We start from the raw sequence: 16,829 nt of genomic DNA on the forward strand, positions 1-16,829 counted from the left end.
GGTGGCGTTGGAATCACTATATAAGTGAGAGCTGTGAGTTTGGAACGGTCAAGCAAGCCTTGACAGCAAGCGGTTGTTCCCTCATAATCATCAGTTCTCTGCGGAGGGGTGCCCGAGTGGCTAAAGGGGGCAGACTGTAAATCTGTTGGCTTACGCCTACGTTGGTTCGAATCCAACCTCCTCCACCAGAATGCAAGCTGTAGCTGTAGCAGTAGTTGGGAATCCATGGATCCTTGCGGGTGTAGCTCAATGGTAGAGCAGAAGCCTTCCAAGCTTACGACGAGGGTTCGATTCCCTTCACCCGCTCCAGTAACAACGAAGTAGCGCCCATGTGGCTCAGTGGTAGAGCACTCCCTTGGTAAGGGAGAGGTCGGCAGTTCGATCCTGCCCATGGGCACCAGAAGTACTCGGTGATTGTTTGCGCGCGGCGCAACGTACGGATAAATCCTCTTAGGAGTCGAAAATGGCCAAGGGTAAGTTTGAGCGGACCAAGCCGCACGTGAACGTCGGCACGATCGGTCACGTTGACCACGGCAAGACCACGCTGACGGCAGCGATCACGACGGTGCTGACCAAGAAGTTTGGCGGCGAAGCGAAGGCATACGACCAGATCGACGCGGCGCCGGAAGAAAAGGCACGTGGTATCACGATCAACACGGCACACGTCGAGTACGAAACGGCTAACCGCCACTACGCACACGTCGACTGCCCGGGCCACGCTGACTATGTGAAGAACATGATCACGGGCGCAGCGCAGATGGACGGCGCAATCCTGGTGTGCTCGGCAGCAGACGGTCCGATGCCGCAAACGCGTGAGCACATCCTGCTGGCGCGTCAGGTTGGCGTTCCGTACATCATCGTGTTCCTGAACAAGTGCGACATGGTGGACGACGCTGAGCTGCTGGAGCTCGTCGAGATGGAAGTTCGCGAACTTCTGTCGAAGTACGACTTCCCGGGCGACGACACGCCGATCATCAAGGGTTCGGCCAAGCTGGCGCTGGAAGGCGACACGGGCGAGCTGGGCGAAGTGGCGATCATGAACCTGGCCGATGCGCTGGACACGTACATCCCGACGCCGGAGCGCGCAGTTGACGGTGCGTTCCTGATGCCGGTGGAAGACGTGTTCTCGATCTCGGGTCGCGGCACGGTGGTGACGGGTCGCGTTGAGCGCGGCGTGGTGAAGGTCGGCGAAGAAATCGAAATCGTCGGTATCAAGCCGACGGTGAAGACGACGTGCACGGGCGTGGAAATGTTCCGCAAGCTGCTCGACCAGGGTCAGGCAGGCGACAACGTTGGTATCCTGCTGCGCGGCACGAAGCGTGAAGACGTGGAGCGTGGCCAGGTTCTGGCGAAGCCGGGTTCGATCAACCCGCACACGCACTTCACGGCTGAAGTGTACGTGCTGAGCAAGGACGAAGGCGGCCGCCATACGCCGTTCTTCAACAACTATCGTCCGCAGTTCTACTTCCGTACGACGGACGTGACGGGCTCGATCGAGTTGCCGAAGGACAAGGAAATGGTCATGCCGGGCGACAACGTGTCGATCACGGTGAAGCTGATCAACCCGATCGCGATGGAAGAAGGTCTGCGCTTCGCAATTCGCGAAGGCGGCCGTACGGTCGGCGCAGGTGTGGTTGCCAAGATTCTCGAGTAACGCCAGATAGTTCTCGTTGATCGGTAGTTTCGGGGTTGGCGGTGTCGTCAGCCCCAAAATGGTTTAGGGGTATAGCTCAACTGGCAGAGCGTCGGTCTCCAAAACCGAAGGTTGGGGGTTCGATTCCCTCTGCCCCTGCCAACTCTCGCGTCGTATATGACGCTTCGTTAAGGTGTTATGGCGAATCCTTCCGTCGAAACTGTAAATACATCCGGCGACAAGCTGATGCTCGTCGCGGGCGTATTGTTGGTCTTGGCCGGGTTCGTGGGGTTCTTCTGGCTCAGCGGCCAGGAATGGTACGTCCGCGGAGCCGCCTTGGCTGTTGGCGCTATCGCGGGTGTTGCAGTCGGTCTTCTCTCCGCGCCTGGCAAGGGTTTCATCGCTTTCGCCAAAGACTCGTACAAAGAAGTTCGTAAGGTTGTCTGGCCGACTCGCAAAGAGGCCACCCAGACAACGCTGGTAGTGTTCGGCTTCGTGTTCGTCATGGCGATCTTTCTTTGGATTAGCGACAAATCCATCGAATGGGCGATTTTCTCGGTGATTCTGGGTTGGAAATGATATGAGCGATACTCCGGCATCCCCGAGCGGCAAACGTTGGTACGTAGTGCACGCCTACTCCGGCATGGAGAAGAGCGTGCAACGTGCGCTTCAGGAGCGTATCGAACGTGCTGGCATGCAAGACCAATTTGGTCAAATCCTCGTTCCGACTGAAGAAGTGGTCGAGGTGAAAGGCGGTCACAAATCGGTGACCGAGCGTCGTTTCTTCCCGGGCTACGTCCTTGTGGAAATGGAAATGACAGACGAAACGTGGCACCTCGTGAAAAACACGGCAAAGGTGACGGGTTTCGTAGGCGGTGCGCGTAATCGCCCGAGCCCGATTTCCCCGCGGGAAGTCGAGAAAATCATGTCGCAAATGCAGGAAGGCGTGGAAAAGCCGCGCCCGAAGACCCTGTTCGAAGTAGGCGAGATGGTGCGGGTAAAGGACGGTCCGTTCACGGATTTCAACGGCAGCGTCGAGGAAGTGAATTACGAAAAGTCGCGCGTCCGTGTTTCCGTTACAATCTTCGGCCGCGCAACGCCGGTCGAGCTGGAATTCGGCCAGGTCGAAAAGTTGTAATCCAGAATTCTACGGGGCGCACCATTTGGTGCGCTCCGTATTTCGCGCTTACGGTCCGCGTAATGACCGTTGAGGAGCGTAAGTAGTCTGTTTTTCGGCGAACGCGCGCTACTACTCACTGAATGTCCGCTTGTATCGCGGCGGCGTTCCTAAGAGGTTTTCAAAAATGGCAAAGAAAATCATCGGCTTTATCAAGCTGCAGATTCCTGCAGGTAAAGCCAATCCGTCGCCGCCGGTCGGTCCGGCACTGGGCCAACGCGGCCTGAACATCATGGAGTTCTGCAAGGCGTTTAACGCGCAGACTCAAGCACTGGAGCCGGGTCTGCCGACTCCGGTCGTGATCACGGCGTTCGCGGACAAGAGCTTCACCTTCGTTCTGAAGACGCCGCCGGCTACCGTTCTGATCAAGAAGGCAGCGAAGATCGACAAGGGTTCAGCCAAGCCGCATACCGACAAGGTCGGCACGATCACCCGCGCTCAAGCTGAAGACATCGCCAAGACCAAGATGCCCGATCTGACGGCAGCTGATCTGGACGCAGCGGTTCGTACGATCGCTGGTAGCGCCCGCTCGATGGGCATCACCGTGGAGGGCGTGTAAATGGCTAAGCTTTCAAAGCGTCTGCAAGCATTTGCAGCCAAGGTTGATAGTCAAAAGCTGTACCCGATCGACGAAGCTCTGTCGCTCGTGAAGGAATGCGCAAGCGCGAAGTTTGACGAGTCGATCGACGTTGCAGTGCAACTGGGCATCGACGCGAAGAAGTCGGACCAAGTGGTTCGTGGCTCGGTCGTGCTGCCGGCTGGTACCGGTAAGTCGGTTCGCGTGGCCGTGTTCGCACAAGGCGAAAAGGCTGAGCAAGCTCGTGCAGCCGGTGCGGAAATCGTTGGTATGGAAGACCTGGCTGAACAAGTCAAGGCTGGCAAGCTGGACTTCGACATCGTGATCGCTTCGCCGGACACGATGCGCGTTGTCGGTACGCTCGGTCAGATCCTTGGCCCGCGCGGCCTGATGCCGAACCCGAAGGTTGGTACGGTCACACCGGACGTCGCGACGGCAGTCAAGAATGCCAAGGCTGGTCAAGTGCAATTCCGTGTCGACAAGGCCGGTATCATCCACGCAACGATCGGCCGCGCTTCGTTCGAGCCGACCGCTCTGCGTAGCAACCTGAACGCTCTGGTCGACGCGCTGCAAAAAGCGAAGCCGGCAACGAGCAAGGGTGTCTACCTGCGTAAGGTCGCGCTGTCGAGCACGATGGGTGTTGGCGTTCGCGTCGACCAGGCATCGATCGCAGCACAGTAATAGATTTCATCGCCTCGATGTGAATCGAGGCGGTTTTATGGGCTTTGGGCGGTCGCAAGATGGCAGTCTGCATCGAGCGGCCGGTTGTCAAAGACCGTTGGCGGGAAAGCAGCAGGCAGGCTGACCCTTAATGTAAAGCCAACGCAGATGGCGAACCCGAAAAGGTTTTGTAGTGATGAAACCGGTTGAGATTCGCAGCAATGTGGGTTTCAGGCGGTCGAAATACTCCTGACTGGTCGGACGCCGTTATTGAACGCGGTACACAAAGCGCACGCTGCGTGTATCGAATCTGGAGGTTAACCGTGCCACTTAACAAAGAAAGCAAGCAGGCCGTCGTCGCTGAGGTTGCCGCGCAAGTCGCGAAAGCCCAGACCGTGGTTCTGGCTGAGTATCGTGGAATCGCGGTTGGCGATCTGACCAAGCTGCGCGCGAAAGCGCGTGAGCAACAGGTTTACCTTCGCGTGTTGAAGAACACGCTGGCGCGTCGCGCTGTCGAAGGTACCCCGTTTGCTCCGCTGGCAGAGCAGATGACTGGTCCCCTGATCTACGGCATCTCGGAAGATGCAATTGCTGCTGCTAAGGTCGTCAATGACTTCGGCAAAACCAATGACAAGTTGATCATCAAGGCTGGTTCCTTCGACGGCAACGTGATGGACAAGGCTGGCGTGCAAGCGCTGGCTAACATCCCGAGCCGTGAAGAACTGCTCTCCAAGCTGTTGTACGTTATGCAAGCACCTGTTTCCGGCTTTGCGCGCGCTCTGGCCGCGCTGGCAGAAAAGAAACAAGGCGAAGAAACCGCTGCGTAACGCACTTCAGTCGAGCGTGATTGATCGCTGGCTGTATCCGAATTCAATTTAGGAGTATTTCAAATGGCAATCGCAAAAGATGACATCCTCGAGGCAGTAAGCTCGATGTCGGTTCTGGAACTGAACGAGCTGGTTAAGGCGTTCGAAGAAAAGTTTGGCGTGTCGGCAGCTGCTGTTGCAGTGGCAGGCCCGGCAGGCGGCGGCGCTGCTGCTGCTGCTGAAGAGCAAACCGAATTCACGGTCAACCTGACGGAAGTCGGCGCGAACAAGGTTTCGGTCATTAAGGCTGTTCGTGAACTGACGGGTCTCGGCCTGAAGGAAGCGAAGGACCTGGTCGACGGTGCACCGAAGCCTGTTAAGGAATCGGTACCGAAGGCTGCTGCTGAAGAAGCCAAGAAGAAGTTGGAAGAAGCCGGCGCGAAGGCTGAAATCAAGTAAGTTTCGGCGCGTTGTGCGAAGGCTGGCGGTTTTCCACCGCCGGCCTTTTTGTGCTTGTTGGGGGCCGTGGTTTTGCTGGATGTTTTCGGCAAAAACAAGGACCCCAGAAGCCAAAGAAAACCGCCTTTCGGCAACATTGACCGGCGTTTCTCTTTGTCTTCTGAAGCGACTGCAGAAGGCAAGTTTGGTCGGGTAGCGGGCAACATAGGCATCCGCTGCCGTCAGCCAGCGGTTGGTAGCGGCCAACCACCAAGCTTCTAGGCTCGTTCAGGCCATCGGACGGCCATCGGGTCTCAGTCGGTGAACACTCGGGTTGTCTCATCAAGGTATCCTGCCTCGACAACAATGCCCGCCGTGATTCGGAGATCGTATGCAATATTCCTTCACCGAGAAGAAGCGTATTCGCAAGAGTTTTGCGAAGCGCCCCATCGTTCACCAAGTACCTTTCCTGCTGGCTACCCAGCTTGAATCATTCAGCACGTTTCTGCAAGCAGACACGTCATCCACGCAACGCAAGCCGGAAGGCCTGCAAGCTGCGTTCACATCCGTTTTCCCGATCGTTTCGCACAACGGTTTTGCGCGTCTCGAGTTTGTCAGCTACATGCTGTCGCCGCCGGCTTTCAACATCAAGGAATGTCAGCAGCGCGGTTTGACGTACTGCTCGGCACTTCGCGCGAAAGTGCGCCTGGTGCTGCTCGACAAGGAATCGCCGAGCAAGCCGGTCGTCAAGGAAGTGAAGGAACAGGAAGTGTACATGGGCGAAATTCCGCTCATGACGCCGACGGGTTCGTTCGTCATCAACGGCACGGAACGAGTGATTGTTTCGCAGCTGCATCGTTCGCCGGGCGTGTTCTTCGAACACGACAAGGGCAAGACGCACAGCTCGGGCAAGCTCCTTTTCTCGGCTCGTATCATTCCTTACCGCGGTTCGTGGCTCGACTTCGAATTCGATCCGAAGGACGTGCTGTACTTCCGCGTTGACCGCCGTCGCAAGATGCCGGTCACGATCCTGCTGAAGGCAATCGGCCTGACGCCGGAACAGATCCTCGCAAACTTCTTCGTGTTCGACAATTTCACGCTGATGCCGGAAGGCGCGCAGATGGAATTCGTGCCCGAGCGTCTGCGTGGTGAAGTCGCACGTTTCGACATTTCGGATCGTGACGGCAATGTGATCGTCCAGAAAGACAAGCGGATCAACGCCAAGCACATTCGCGATCTCGACAACGCGAAGACGAAGTTCATCTCGGTGCCGGAAGACTATTTGCTCGGCCGCACACTGGCGAAGAACGTCGTCGACGGCGACACGGGTGAAGTCATCGCTAACGCGAACGACGAAATCACCGAAACCGTCCTCGAAAAGCTGCGCGAATCGAAGATCAAAGACATCCAGACGCTCTACACGAACGATCTGGATCAAGGTCCGTACATCTCGTCGACGCTGCGTATCGACGAAACCGCGGACAAGATGGCCGCTCGCATCGCGATCTACCGCATGATGCGTCCGGGCGAACCGCCGACCGAAGAAGCGGTCGAGGCGCTGTTCAACCGTCTGTTCTACAGCGAAGACGCATACGACCTGTCCAAGGTGGGTCGTATGAAGTTCAATCGCCGTGTCGGTCGCGACGAAATCGTCGGCCCGATGACGCTGCAAGACGACGACATCCTCGCCACGATCAAGATCCTGGTCGAGCTGCGTAACGGCAAGGGCGAAGTGGACGACATCGACCACTTGGGCAATCGTCGCGTGCGCTGCGTCGGCGAACTGGCGGAAAACCAGTTCCGCGCCGGACTCGTGCGTGTGGAACGTGCTGTGAAGGAACGCCTCGGCCAGGCCGAAAGCGAAAACCTGATGCCGCACGACCTGATCAACTCGAAGCCGATTTCGTCGGCGATTCGCGAGTTCTTCGGTTCGTCGCAGCTGTCGCAGTTTATGGACCAGACCAACCCGCTGTCGGAAATCACCCACAAGCGCCGTGTTTCGGCACTTGGCCCGGGCGGTTTGACGCGTGAGCGCGCTGGCTTTGAAGTCCGCGACGTGCACCCGACCCACTACGGCCGTGTGTGCCCGATTGAAACGCCGGAAGGTCCGAACATCGGCCTGATCAACTCGCTCGCACTGTACGCGCACCTGAACGAATACGGCTTCCTCGAAACGCCGTATCGCAAGGTGGTGGACAGCAAGGTGACCGATCAGATCGACTATCTGTCGGCGATCGAAGAAGGCCGTTACGTGATCGCTCAGGCGAACGCGGCGGTAGCGGCTGACGGCTCGCTGACCGACGAACTGGTGTCGTCGCGTGAAGCTGGCGAAACGCTGATGGTTACGCCGGACCGCATCCAGTACATGGACGTGGCGCCGTCACAGATCGTCTCGGTGGCGGCATCGCTGATTCCGTTCCTCGAGCACGATGACGCGAACCGCGCATTGATGGGTTCGAACATGCAGCGTCAGGCTGTGCCGTGTCTGCGTCCTGAAAAGGCCGTGGTCGGTACGGGTATCGAACGCACGGTGGCAGTCGACTCGGGTACGACAGTTCAGGCATTCCGCGGCGGTGTGGTCGACTACGTCGACGCAGGCCGCATGGTGATCCGCGTGAACGACGATGAAGCCGTTGCTGGCGACGTCGGCGTGGACATCTACAACCTGATCAAGTACACGCGTTCGAACCAGAACACGAACATCAACCAGCGCCCGATCGTGAAGGTCGGCGATATCGTGTCGCGTGGCGACGTGCTGGCTGACGGCGCATCGACCGACCTCGGCGAACTGGCTCTCGGCCAGAACATGCTGGTCGCGTTCATGCCGTGGAACGGCTACAACTTCGAAGATTCGATCTTGATCTCGGAGAAAGTGGTTGCTGACGACCGTTACACGTCGATCCACATTGAAGAACTGAACGTCGTAGCTCGCGATACGAAGCTCGGACCGGAAGAAATCACGCGCGACATCTCGAACCTGGCTGAAGTGCAACTCGGCCGTCTCGATGAGTCGGGCATCGTCTACATCGGTGCTGAAGTCGAAGCAGGCGACGTGCTGGTCGGTAAGGTCACGCCGAAGGGCGAAACCCAGCTGACGCCGGAAGAAAAGCTGCTGCGCGCGATCTTCGGTGAAAAGGCTTCGGACGTGAAGGATACGTCGCTGCGCGTGCCGTCGGGCATGAGCGGCACGGTCATCGACGTGCAAGTGTTCACGCGTGAAGGCATTCAGCGCGACAAGCGTGCGCAACAGATCATCGACGATGAACTGAAGCGTTATCGCCTCGACCTGAACGACCAGTTGCGTATCGTGGAAGGCGATGCATTCCAGCGTCTCGCACGTATGTTGACCGGCAAGGTCGCGAACGGCGGTCCGAAGAAGCTCGCGAAGGGTACGAAGATCGAACAGGCTTACCTGGAAGATCTCGACCACTACCACTGGTTCGACATCCGCCTCGCGGACGAAGAAGCAGCGGCACAGCTCGAAGCGATCAAGGACTCGATCGAACAGAAGCGTCACCAGTTCGATCTCGCGTTCGAAGAAAAGCGCAAGAAGCTCACGCAAGGCGACGAACTGCCGCCGGGCGTGCTGAAGATGGTCAAGGTGTATCTGGCTGTGAAGCGTCGTCTGCAGCCTGGCGACAAGATGGCCGGTCGTCACGGTAACAAGGGTGTGGTGTCGAAGATCGTTCCGATCGAAGACATGCCGTACATGGCCGATGGCCGTCCGGCTGACGTCGTTCTGAACCCCCTCGGCGTGCCGTCACGGATGAACGTGGGTCAGGTTCTCGAAGTGCATCTGGGTTGGGCCGCGAAGGGTCTCGGCTGGCGTATCGGCGAAATGCTGCAACGTCAGGCGAAGATTGCTGAATTGCGCGAATTCCTGACCAAGATCTACAACGAGTCGGGCCGCGCTGAAGAGCTGGACAGCTTCACGGACGACGAAATCGTCGAACTGGCGAAGAACCTGCGCGAAGGCGTTCCGTTTGCCACGCCGGTGTTCGACGGTGCGACGGAAGAAGAAATGTCGCGCGCGCTGGATCTGGCATTCCCGGACGACATCGCGAAGAACCTCGGCATGACGCCGTCGAAGAACCAGGTGCGTCTGTATGACGGCCGCACGGGTGAGATGTTCGAACGTACGGTGACTGTCGGCTACATGCATTACCTGAAGCTGCACCACTTGGTCGACGACAAGATGCACGCGCGTTCCACGGGCCCGTACTCGCTCGTGACGCAGCAGCCGTTGGGCGGTAAGGCGCAGTTTGGTGGCCAGCGTTTCGGTGAAATGGAAGTGTGGGCGCTCGAAGCGTACGGCGCATCGTACGTGTTGCAAGAAATGCTGACGGTGAAGTCGGATGACGTGGCGGGCCGGACCAAGGTGTATGAGAACCTGGTCAAGGGTGATCACGTGATCGACGCCGGCATGCCGGAATCCTTCAACGTGCTCGTGAAGGAAATCCGCTCGCTCGGTATCGACATCGACCTCGACCGCAACTAATCGGACTACGGAGAGAAAGCAATGAAAGCTCTGCTCGATCTATTCAAGCAAGTCCAACAGCCTGAAGTTTTTGACGCGATCAAGATCGGTCTGGCCTCGCCAGACAAGATCCGTTCGTGGTCGTTCGGTGAAGTCAAGAAGCCGGAAACCATCAACTACCGGACGTTCAAGCCGGAACGCGATGGTCTGTTCTGCGCCAAGATTTTCGGGCCGATCAAAGACTACGAATGCCTTTGCGGCAAGTACAAGCGCCTGAAGCATCGTGGCGTGATCTGTGAAAAGTGCGGCGTCGAAGTGACGCTCGCCAAGGTGCGTCGCGAACGGATGGGCCACATTGAGTTGGCCTCGCCGGTCGCTCACATCTGGTTCCTGAAGTCGCTGCCGTCGCGTCTGGGCATGGTGCTCGACATGACGCTGCGCGACATCGAACGCGTGCTGTACTTCGAAGCCTACGTGGTGATCGATCCGGGCATGACACCGCTGAAAGCGCGGCAGATCATGACGGAAGAGGATTACTACAACAAGGTCGAAGAGTACGGTGACGAATTCCGTGCCGAGATGGGCGCGGAAGGCGTTCGCGAACTGCTGCGCGCAATCAACATCGACGAACAGGTCGAAATGCTGCGCACCGAACTCAAGAACACGGGTTCGGAAGCGAAGATCAAGAAGTACGCGAAGCGCCTGAAGGTGCTCGAGGCTTTCCAGCGTTCGGGCATCAAGCCTGACTGGATGGTGCTCGAAGTGCTGCCGGTGCTGCCGCCGGAACTGCGTCCGCTGGTGCCGCTGGACGGCGGCCGCTTCGCGACGTCGGACCTGAACGACCTGTATCGCCGCGTGATCAACCGTAACAACCGGTTGAAGCGTCTGCTCGAACTGAAGGCGCCTGAAATCATCGTCCGCAACGAAAAGCGGATGCTGCAGGAAGCCGTCGATTCGCTGCTCGATAACGGCCGTCGCGGTAAGGCCATGACCGGCGCGAACAAGCGTCCGCTGAAGTCGCTCGCTGACATGATCAAGGGTAAGGGCGGTCGTTTCCGTCAGAACTTGCTCGGTAAGCGCGTTGACTACTCGGGTCGTTCGGTGATCGTGGTCGGCCCGACGCTCAAGCTGCATCAGTGCGGTCTGCCGAAGCTGATGGCGCTCGAACTGTTCAAGCCGTTCATCTTCAACAAGCTCGAAGTGATGGGTGTTGCTACCACCATCAAGGCTGCGAAGAAGGAAGTCGAGAACCAGACAGCCGTGGTGTGGGACATCCTCGAAGAGGTGATCCGCGAACATCCGGTCATGCTGAACCGTGCGCCTACGCTTCACCGACTTGGCATTCAGGCTTTCGAGCCGGTGCTGATCGAAGGTAAGGCGATCCAGCTGCACCCGCTCGTTTGCGCGGCGTTCAACGCCGACTTCGACGGTGACCAGATGGCTGTGCACGTGCCGCTGTCGCTCGAAGCGCAGATGGAAGCGCGTACGCTGATGCTGGCGTCGAACAACATCCTGTTCCCGGCCAACGGCGATCCGTCGATCGTGCCGTCGCAGGATATCGTGCTCGGCCTGTACTACGCGACGCGTGAAGCAGTGAACGCCAAGGGCGAAGGCCTGACGTTCACGGGCGTGTCCGAAGCGCTGCGTGCGTACGAGAACAAGGAAGTCGAGCTGGCCTCGCGCGTCAACGTGCGGATCACGGAAATGGTCCACAACGAAGACACGTCGGAAGGCGCGCCGAAGTTCGTGCCGAAGATCTCGCTGTACGCGACGACCGTCGGCCGTTCGATCCTGTCGGAGATTCTGCCGCCGGGTCTGCCGTTCTCTGTACTGAACAAGCCGCTGAAGAAGAAGGAAATCTCGCGCCTGATCAACACCGCATTCCGCAAGTGCGGTCTGCGCGAAACGGTGATTTTCGCCGACCAGTTGATGCAGTCGGGTTTCCGTCTGGCAACGCGCGCGGGTATCTCGATCTGCGTCGACGACATGCTCGTGCCGCCGCAGAAAGAGCAGATCGTCGGCGACGCTGCGAAGAAGGTGAAGGAATACGACCGTCAGTACATGTCGGGTCTCGTCACGTCGCAAGAGCGCTATAACAACGTGGTCGACATCTGGTCGGCAACGTCGGAAGCGGTCGGCAAGGCGATGATGGAACAGCTGTCGACGGAACCGGTGGTCGATCGCGACGGCAACGAAACGCGTCAGGAGTCGTTCAACTCCATCTACATGATGGCGGACTCGGGTGCTCGTGGTTCCGCGGTTCAGATTCGTCAGCTGGCCGGTATGCGTGGCCTGATGGCGAAGCCGGACGGCTCGATCATTGAAACGCCGATTACGGCGAACTTCCGTGAAGGCCTGAACGTGTTGCAGTACTTCATCTCGACCCACGGCGCACGTAAGGGTCTGGCTGATACGGCACTGAAGACGGCAAACTCGGGTTACCTGACGCGTCGTCTGGTCGACGTGACGCAGGATCTGGTGGTGGTCGAGGACGATTGCGGTACGTCCAACGGCGTCGCCATGAAGGCGTTGGTCGAAGGCGGTGAAGTCGTCGAAGCGCTGCGTGACCGTATCCTCGGTCGCGTGACGGTGGCTGACGTCGTCAATCCGGAATCGCAGGAAACGCTGTACGAAACGGGCACGTTGCTCGACGAAGACGCGGTCGAAGAAATCGAACGCCTCGGCATCGACGAAGTGCGCGTGCGTACGCCGCTGACTTGCGAAACGCGTTACGGTCTGTGCGCAGCCTGCTATGGCCGCGACCTGGGTCGTGGCTCGTCGGTCAACGTTGGCGAAGCAGTCGGCGTGATCGCTGCTCAGTCGATCGGCGAACCGGGCACGCAGCTCACGATGCGTACGTTCCACATCGGTGGTGCGGCATCGCGTGCAGCAGTGGCTTCGTCGGTTGAAGCCAAGTCGAACGGTACGGTGCGTTTCACGGCAACCATGCGTTACGTCACCAATGCGAAGGGCGAGCAGATCGTCATCTCGCGTTCGGGCGAAGCGATGATCACCGACGACCACGGCCGCGAGCGCGAACGTCACAAGGTGCCGTACGGCGCGACGCTGTTGCAGCTGGACGGCGCGCAGATCAAGGCCGGCACGCAACTGGCGACGTGGGATCCGATGACGCGTCCGATCATCACCGAGTACGGTGGTACGGTGAAGTTCGAAAACGTCGAAGAAGGCGTGACGGTTGCCAAGCAGATCGACGATGTGACGGGTCTCTCGACGCTGGTCGTGATCGACGTGAAGCGCCGCGGTTCGCAAGCGGCGAAGACGGTGCGTCCGCAGGTCAAGCTGCTCGACGCGAACGGCGAAGAAGTCAAGATCCCGAACACCGAGCACTCGGTGCAGATCGGCTTCCAGGTCGGCGCTCTGATCACCGTGAAGGACGGTCAGCAAGTGCAGGTCGGTGAAGTGCTCGCACGGATCCCGGTTGAATCGCAAAAGACTCGCGACATTACCGGTGGTCTGCCGCGTGTGGCCGAACTGTTCGAAGCGCGCTCGCCGAAGGACGCCGGTATTCTGGCGGAAGTCACGGGCACGACGTCGTTCGGTAAGGACACGAAGGGCAAGCAGCGTCTCGTTATTACGGACCTCGAAGGCAATCAGCACGAGTTCCTGATCGCGAAGGAAAAGCAGGTTCTGGTGCACGATGGTCAGGTCGTCAACAAGGGCGAAATGATTGTCGACGGGCCGGCTGATCCGCACGACATTCTGCGTTTGCAGGGCGTCGAAGCGCTGGCGCGCTACATCGTTGACGAAGTGCAGGACGTGTATCGTCTGCAGGGCGTGAAGATCAATGACAAGCACATTGAAGTGATCGTCCGTCAGATGCTGCGCCGCGTGCAGATCGTCGATAACGGCGACACGCGCTTCATCATGGGCGAACAGGTTGAGCGCTCGGATATGCTCGACGAAAACGACCGGATGGCTGCGGAAGGCAAGATCCCGGCAACCTACGACAACGTGCTGCTCGGTATTACGAAGGCATCGCTGTCGACCGATTCGTTCATCTCCGCGGCGTCGTTCCAGGAAACGACTCGCGTGCTGACCGAAGCGGCGATCATGGGCAAGCGCGACGATCTGCGCGGGCTGAAGGAAAACGTGATCGTTGGTCGTCTGATTCCGGCTGGTACGGGTCTCGCGTTCCACAAGGCACGCAAGAGCAAGGAACTGTCCGACCGCGAGCGTTTCGATCAGATCGCAGCGGAAGAGTCGTTCGAATTCGGTACGCCGGAAACCCCGGCCGCCGAACAGCAGCACTCAGGCGAGTAAGTTCCGGCGGCGCAAGCCGCTTGGGGCTCACCAGCCAGCGAAGCCGCTCAGTTTCGACTGAGCGGCTTTTTTTTGTCGACAGGAGTTGGTGCTTTAGCACTTACGCCGCCCGTCCCACGCACGGCGCGCGCCTCATTTTTGTGCCGTTTTGTGGATTTGCTGGCCAAACGGCTAACGTTTCTGCAAAGCGCGGGCGCATCACGAATGCGTTGGTAAAATTCGTGTCACCGGCATTACGCTGCTTCTCTCAAATTCATGTCCCGTCCGCTCGAAATCCTCAACGAAGTCTTTGGTTACCCCGCGTTTAGAGGACAGCAGGGCGAAATTGTCGAGCACGTCGCCGGCGGCGGGGATTGCCTCGTGCTGATGCCGACCGGCGGCGGCAAGTCGTTGTGCTATCAGATCCCGTCACTGGTGCGGCGAGAAGCGGGATGCGGAGCGGGGATCGTCGTGTCACCGCTGATCGCATTGATGCAGGATCAGGTCGCCGCGCTGAAGGAAGTGGGCGTGAGGGCCGCGTATCTGAATTCCACGCTGTCGAGCGCCGAAGCAATGGCCACTGAGCGCGCGCTGCGCGAAGGCGAAATCGATCTGCTGTACGTGGCGCCGGAACGGTTGATGACACCCCGTTTCCAGGAGTTGCTCGAACGCACGCGCATCGGCCTGTTTGCCATTGACGAAGCGCATTGCGTGTCGCAATGGGGCCACGATTTCCGTCCTGAGTACATTCAACTGTCGGTGCTACACGAGCGCTTTCCGAACGTGCCGCGCATCGCGCTCACCGCGACCGCCGACGCGATCACGCGCGACGAAATCATCCACCGTCTCGCGCTCGATGACGCGCGCATTTTTGTCTCCAGCTTCGATCGCCCGAACATCCGCTACCGCATCGTCGAAAAGGACAATGCGCGCACGCAATTGCTCGACTTCATTCGCGCCGAACACTCGAAACCGGACGGTACGACTGACGCCGGCGTTGTCTACTGCCTGTCGCGTCGCAAGGTCGAAGAAACGGCGGAGTGGCTCAAAGAGAAAGGCATGCGCGCGTTGCCCTACCACGCCGGCATGGAGTTCGAAATCCGCCAGAAACATCAGGAGATGTTCCAGCGCGAGGAGGGCATCGTGATGTGCGCGACGATCGCATTCGGCATGGGAATCGACAAGCCAGACGTGCGCTTTGTGGCCCACCTTGATTTGCCGAAGAGCGTCGAAGGCTACTACCAGGAAACCGGGCGCGCAGGCCGCGACGGCATGCCGGCGAACGCGTGGATGGCGTACGGTCTGGGCGACGTTGTGCAGCAGCGCAAGATGATCGACGAGTCCGACGCCGACGACGCGCATAAGCGTGTGCAGACTGGCAAGCTGGATGCGTTGCTCGGGTTGTGCGAGGCGGCGACCTGCCGGCGGGTGCGATTGCTCGCGTATTTCGGCGAATCGAGCAAGCCGTGCGGTAACTGTGACAACTGCATCGAGCCACCCGACACATGGGATGCGACGCGCGAAGCGCAGATGGCGCTGTCATGTGTGTTCCGCGCGCAGCGGGCGAGTGGATTTCACTTTGGCGCCGGGCATCTGATCGACATTCTGCGGGGCAACCGCAGTGAGAAGATCCTGCAACGCGGCCACGAGAAGCTCACCACCTTTGGGATCGGCGCGGCGCTTGGCGAGCCGGAGTGGCGCGCTATCTTTCGCCAACTCGTCGCTTTTGGCTACCTCACCGTCGACCACGAAGGTTTCGGCTCGCTGGTCCTGACCGAGGCTGCCAAAGCGGTGTTGAAGAGCGAGCAGAACGTGACGATGCGCCGCTACGTGAAGCCGACGCGTACCCGTCAGTCGTCCGGCCGCACCAGCGAGCGCGCTGACCCGACGATTGGTATGGGCCCGCGCGAACGCGCCCGCTGGGAGCGCCTGCGCGCCTGGCGCACCGAAACGGCGAAAAGCGACGGCGTGCCGGCCTACGTCATTTTCCACGACGCCACGCTGGCCGAAATTGCCCGCAACGGCCCCGATTCCATTGATGATTTGCGTGGTATTCCGGGTATGGGTGCCCGCAAACTCGACCGTTTCGGTGACGAGTTGCTGGAAGTCGTCGGCGCCGACTGAGCGCCAACGAGCGCTGTTTGAGGTCGGCAGGCTTGCGAAACAATGCAACCTGTTGACTCGCTTAGCATTTTCGGAATATTATGCTAGGTTCCGGTTCTTGGAATGCCGGTGTGCGGAGTGAATTCGTGCGCTGACAGCCCGGTCCGGAAGTTCGATGCGCAATCGTTTCTGCTTTGCCCGGAAACAGATGCGTCGATTTTGTTCAATTTCAGGAATAAACAATGCCAACCATCAATCAACTGGTTCGCAAAGGCCGCGCTTCGGAAACAGTGAAGAGCAAGAGCCCGGCTTTGCAGGACTGCCCCCAGCGTCGCGGCGTGTGCACCCGTGTGTACACCACGACGCCTAAGAAGCCTAACTCGGCACTGCGTAAGGTTGCCAAGGTTCGTCTGACGAACGGCTTCGAAGTCATTTCGTACATCGGTGGTGAAGGCCACAACCTGCAGGAACACTCGGTCGTGCTGATTCGCGGCGGCCGTGTTAAGGACTTGCCGGGTGTGCGTTACCACATGGTTCGCGGCTCGCTGGATACCCAGGGCGTCAAGGATCGTAAGCAGGCTCGCTCGAAGTACGGTGCGAAGCGTGCCAAGGCTGGCAAGTAATTAGCCGGTCAGCGTAGTTTCAGGTCGCCTGTAAAGGCGGTAATAGCGGTGGTGCCGGAATCGCCGGTGCTGTCG

General features: G+C 59.0%; 11 protein-coding genes and 4 tRNA genes. All 15 read left to right on the top strand.

The features are described 5' to 3' along the window. The first annotated feature begins 102 nt into the window (after positions 1 to 102). The 15 genes from PQR67_RS19270 (at position 103) to rpsL (ending at position 16,754) form a co-directional block, all read left to right on the top strand. Positions 103 to 188, top strand: a tRNA-Tyr gene (locus PQR67_RS19270). A 47-nt stretch (positions 189 to 235) separates the two neighbouring features. Then, positions 236 to 309: transfer RNA gene (locus tag PQR67_RS19275), tRNA-Gly, on the top strand. 16 nt (positions 310 to 325) lie between these two features. Then, positions 326 to 400: transfer RNA gene (locus PQR67_RS19280), tRNA-Thr, on the top strand. Between the two features lie 63 nt (positions 401 to 463). After that, complete coding sequence (tuf, locus tag PQR67_RS19285) at positions 464 to 1,654, top strand: elongation factor Tu (RefSeq protein ID WP_063497539.1); 1,191 nt, start codon at positions 464 to 466, stop codon at positions 1,652 to 1,654. A gap of 65 nt (positions 1,655 to 1,719) precedes the next feature. Further along, positions 1,720 to 1,795, top strand: a tRNA-Trp gene (locus PQR67_RS19290). A gap of 36 nt (positions 1,796 to 1,831) precedes the next feature. Further along, positions 1,832 to 2,212: a preprotein translocase subunit SecE gene (gene secE, locus PQR67_RS19295; RefSeq protein ID WP_046567533.1), complete on the top strand. Its 381-nt coding sequence runs from the start codon at positions 1,832 to 1,834 to the stop codon at positions 2,210 to 2,212. Position 2,213: 1 nt separating this feature from the next. After that, positions 2,214 to 2,771 (top strand): transcription termination/antitermination protein NusG, encoded by a 558-nt coding sequence (gene nusG, locus PQR67_RS19300; RefSeq protein WP_007180147.1) that lies wholly within the window; start codon positions 2,214 to 2,216, stop codon positions 2,769 to 2,771. Between the two features lie 166 nt (positions 2,772 to 2,937). After that, positions 2,938 to 3,369: a 50S ribosomal protein L11 gene (gene rplK, locus PQR67_RS19305; protein WP_120348451.1), complete on the top strand. Its 432-nt coding sequence runs from the start codon at positions 2,938 to 2,940 to the stop codon at positions 3,367 to 3,369. Next, on the top strand, positions 3,370 to 4,068 hold the full coding sequence (gene rplA / locus PQR67_RS19310) for a 50S ribosomal protein L1 (RefSeq protein ID WP_408462570.1): 699 nt from the start codon (positions 3,370 to 3,372) through the stop codon (positions 4,066 to 4,068). Between the two features lie 302 nt (positions 4,069 to 4,370). Next, entirely contained in the window at positions 4,371 to 4,874 is a 504-nt protein-coding gene (gene rplJ, locus PQR67_RS19315; RefSeq protein WP_408462573.1) for a 50S ribosomal protein L10, read from the top strand. 63 nt (positions 4,875 to 4,937) lie between these two features. Continuing rightward, positions 4,938 to 5,312 carry a 50S ribosomal protein L7/L12 gene (rplL, locus tag PQR67_RS19320; protein ID WP_054043372.1) on the top strand — a complete coding sequence of 125 codons (375 nt, stop codon included), beginning with the start codon at positions 4,938 to 4,940 and terminating at the stop codon, positions 5,310 to 5,312. Positions 5,313 to 5,682: 370 nt separating this feature from the next. Further along, on the top strand, positions 5,683 to 9,789 hold the full coding sequence (gene rpoB / locus PQR67_RS19325; protein ID WP_408462576.1) for a DNA-directed RNA polymerase subunit beta: 4,107 nt from the start codon (positions 5,683 to 5,685) through the stop codon (positions 9,787 to 9,789). Positions 9,790 to 9,810: 21 nt separating this feature from the next. After that, positions 9,811 to 14,049, top strand: a complete 4,239-nt coding sequence (gene rpoC / locus PQR67_RS19330; RefSeq protein ID WP_408462579.1) for a DNA-directed RNA polymerase subunit beta' — start codon at positions 9,811 to 9,813, stop codon at positions 14,047 to 14,049. A 255-nt stretch (positions 14,050 to 14,304) separates the two neighbouring features. Beyond that, positions 14,305 to 16,152 (top strand): DNA helicase RecQ, encoded by a 1,848-nt coding sequence (recQ, locus tag PQR67_RS19335; RefSeq protein ID WP_408462582.1) that lies wholly within the window; start codon positions 14,305 to 14,307, stop codon positions 16,150 to 16,152. Between the two features lie 221 nt (positions 16,153 to 16,373). Further along, positions 16,374 to 16,754: a 30S ribosomal protein S12 gene (rpsL, locus tag PQR67_RS19340; protein WP_035935550.1), complete on the top strand. Its 381-nt coding sequence runs from the start codon at positions 16,374 to 16,376 to the stop codon at positions 16,752 to 16,754. The last annotated feature ends 75 nt before the right edge of the window (positions 16,755 to 16,829 follow it).

The organism is Paraburkholderia fungorum, from assembly GCF_046026025.1.
GTDB lineage: Bacteria > Pseudomonadota > Gammaproteobacteria > Burkholderiales > Burkholderiaceae > Paraburkholderia > Paraburkholderia fungorum_E.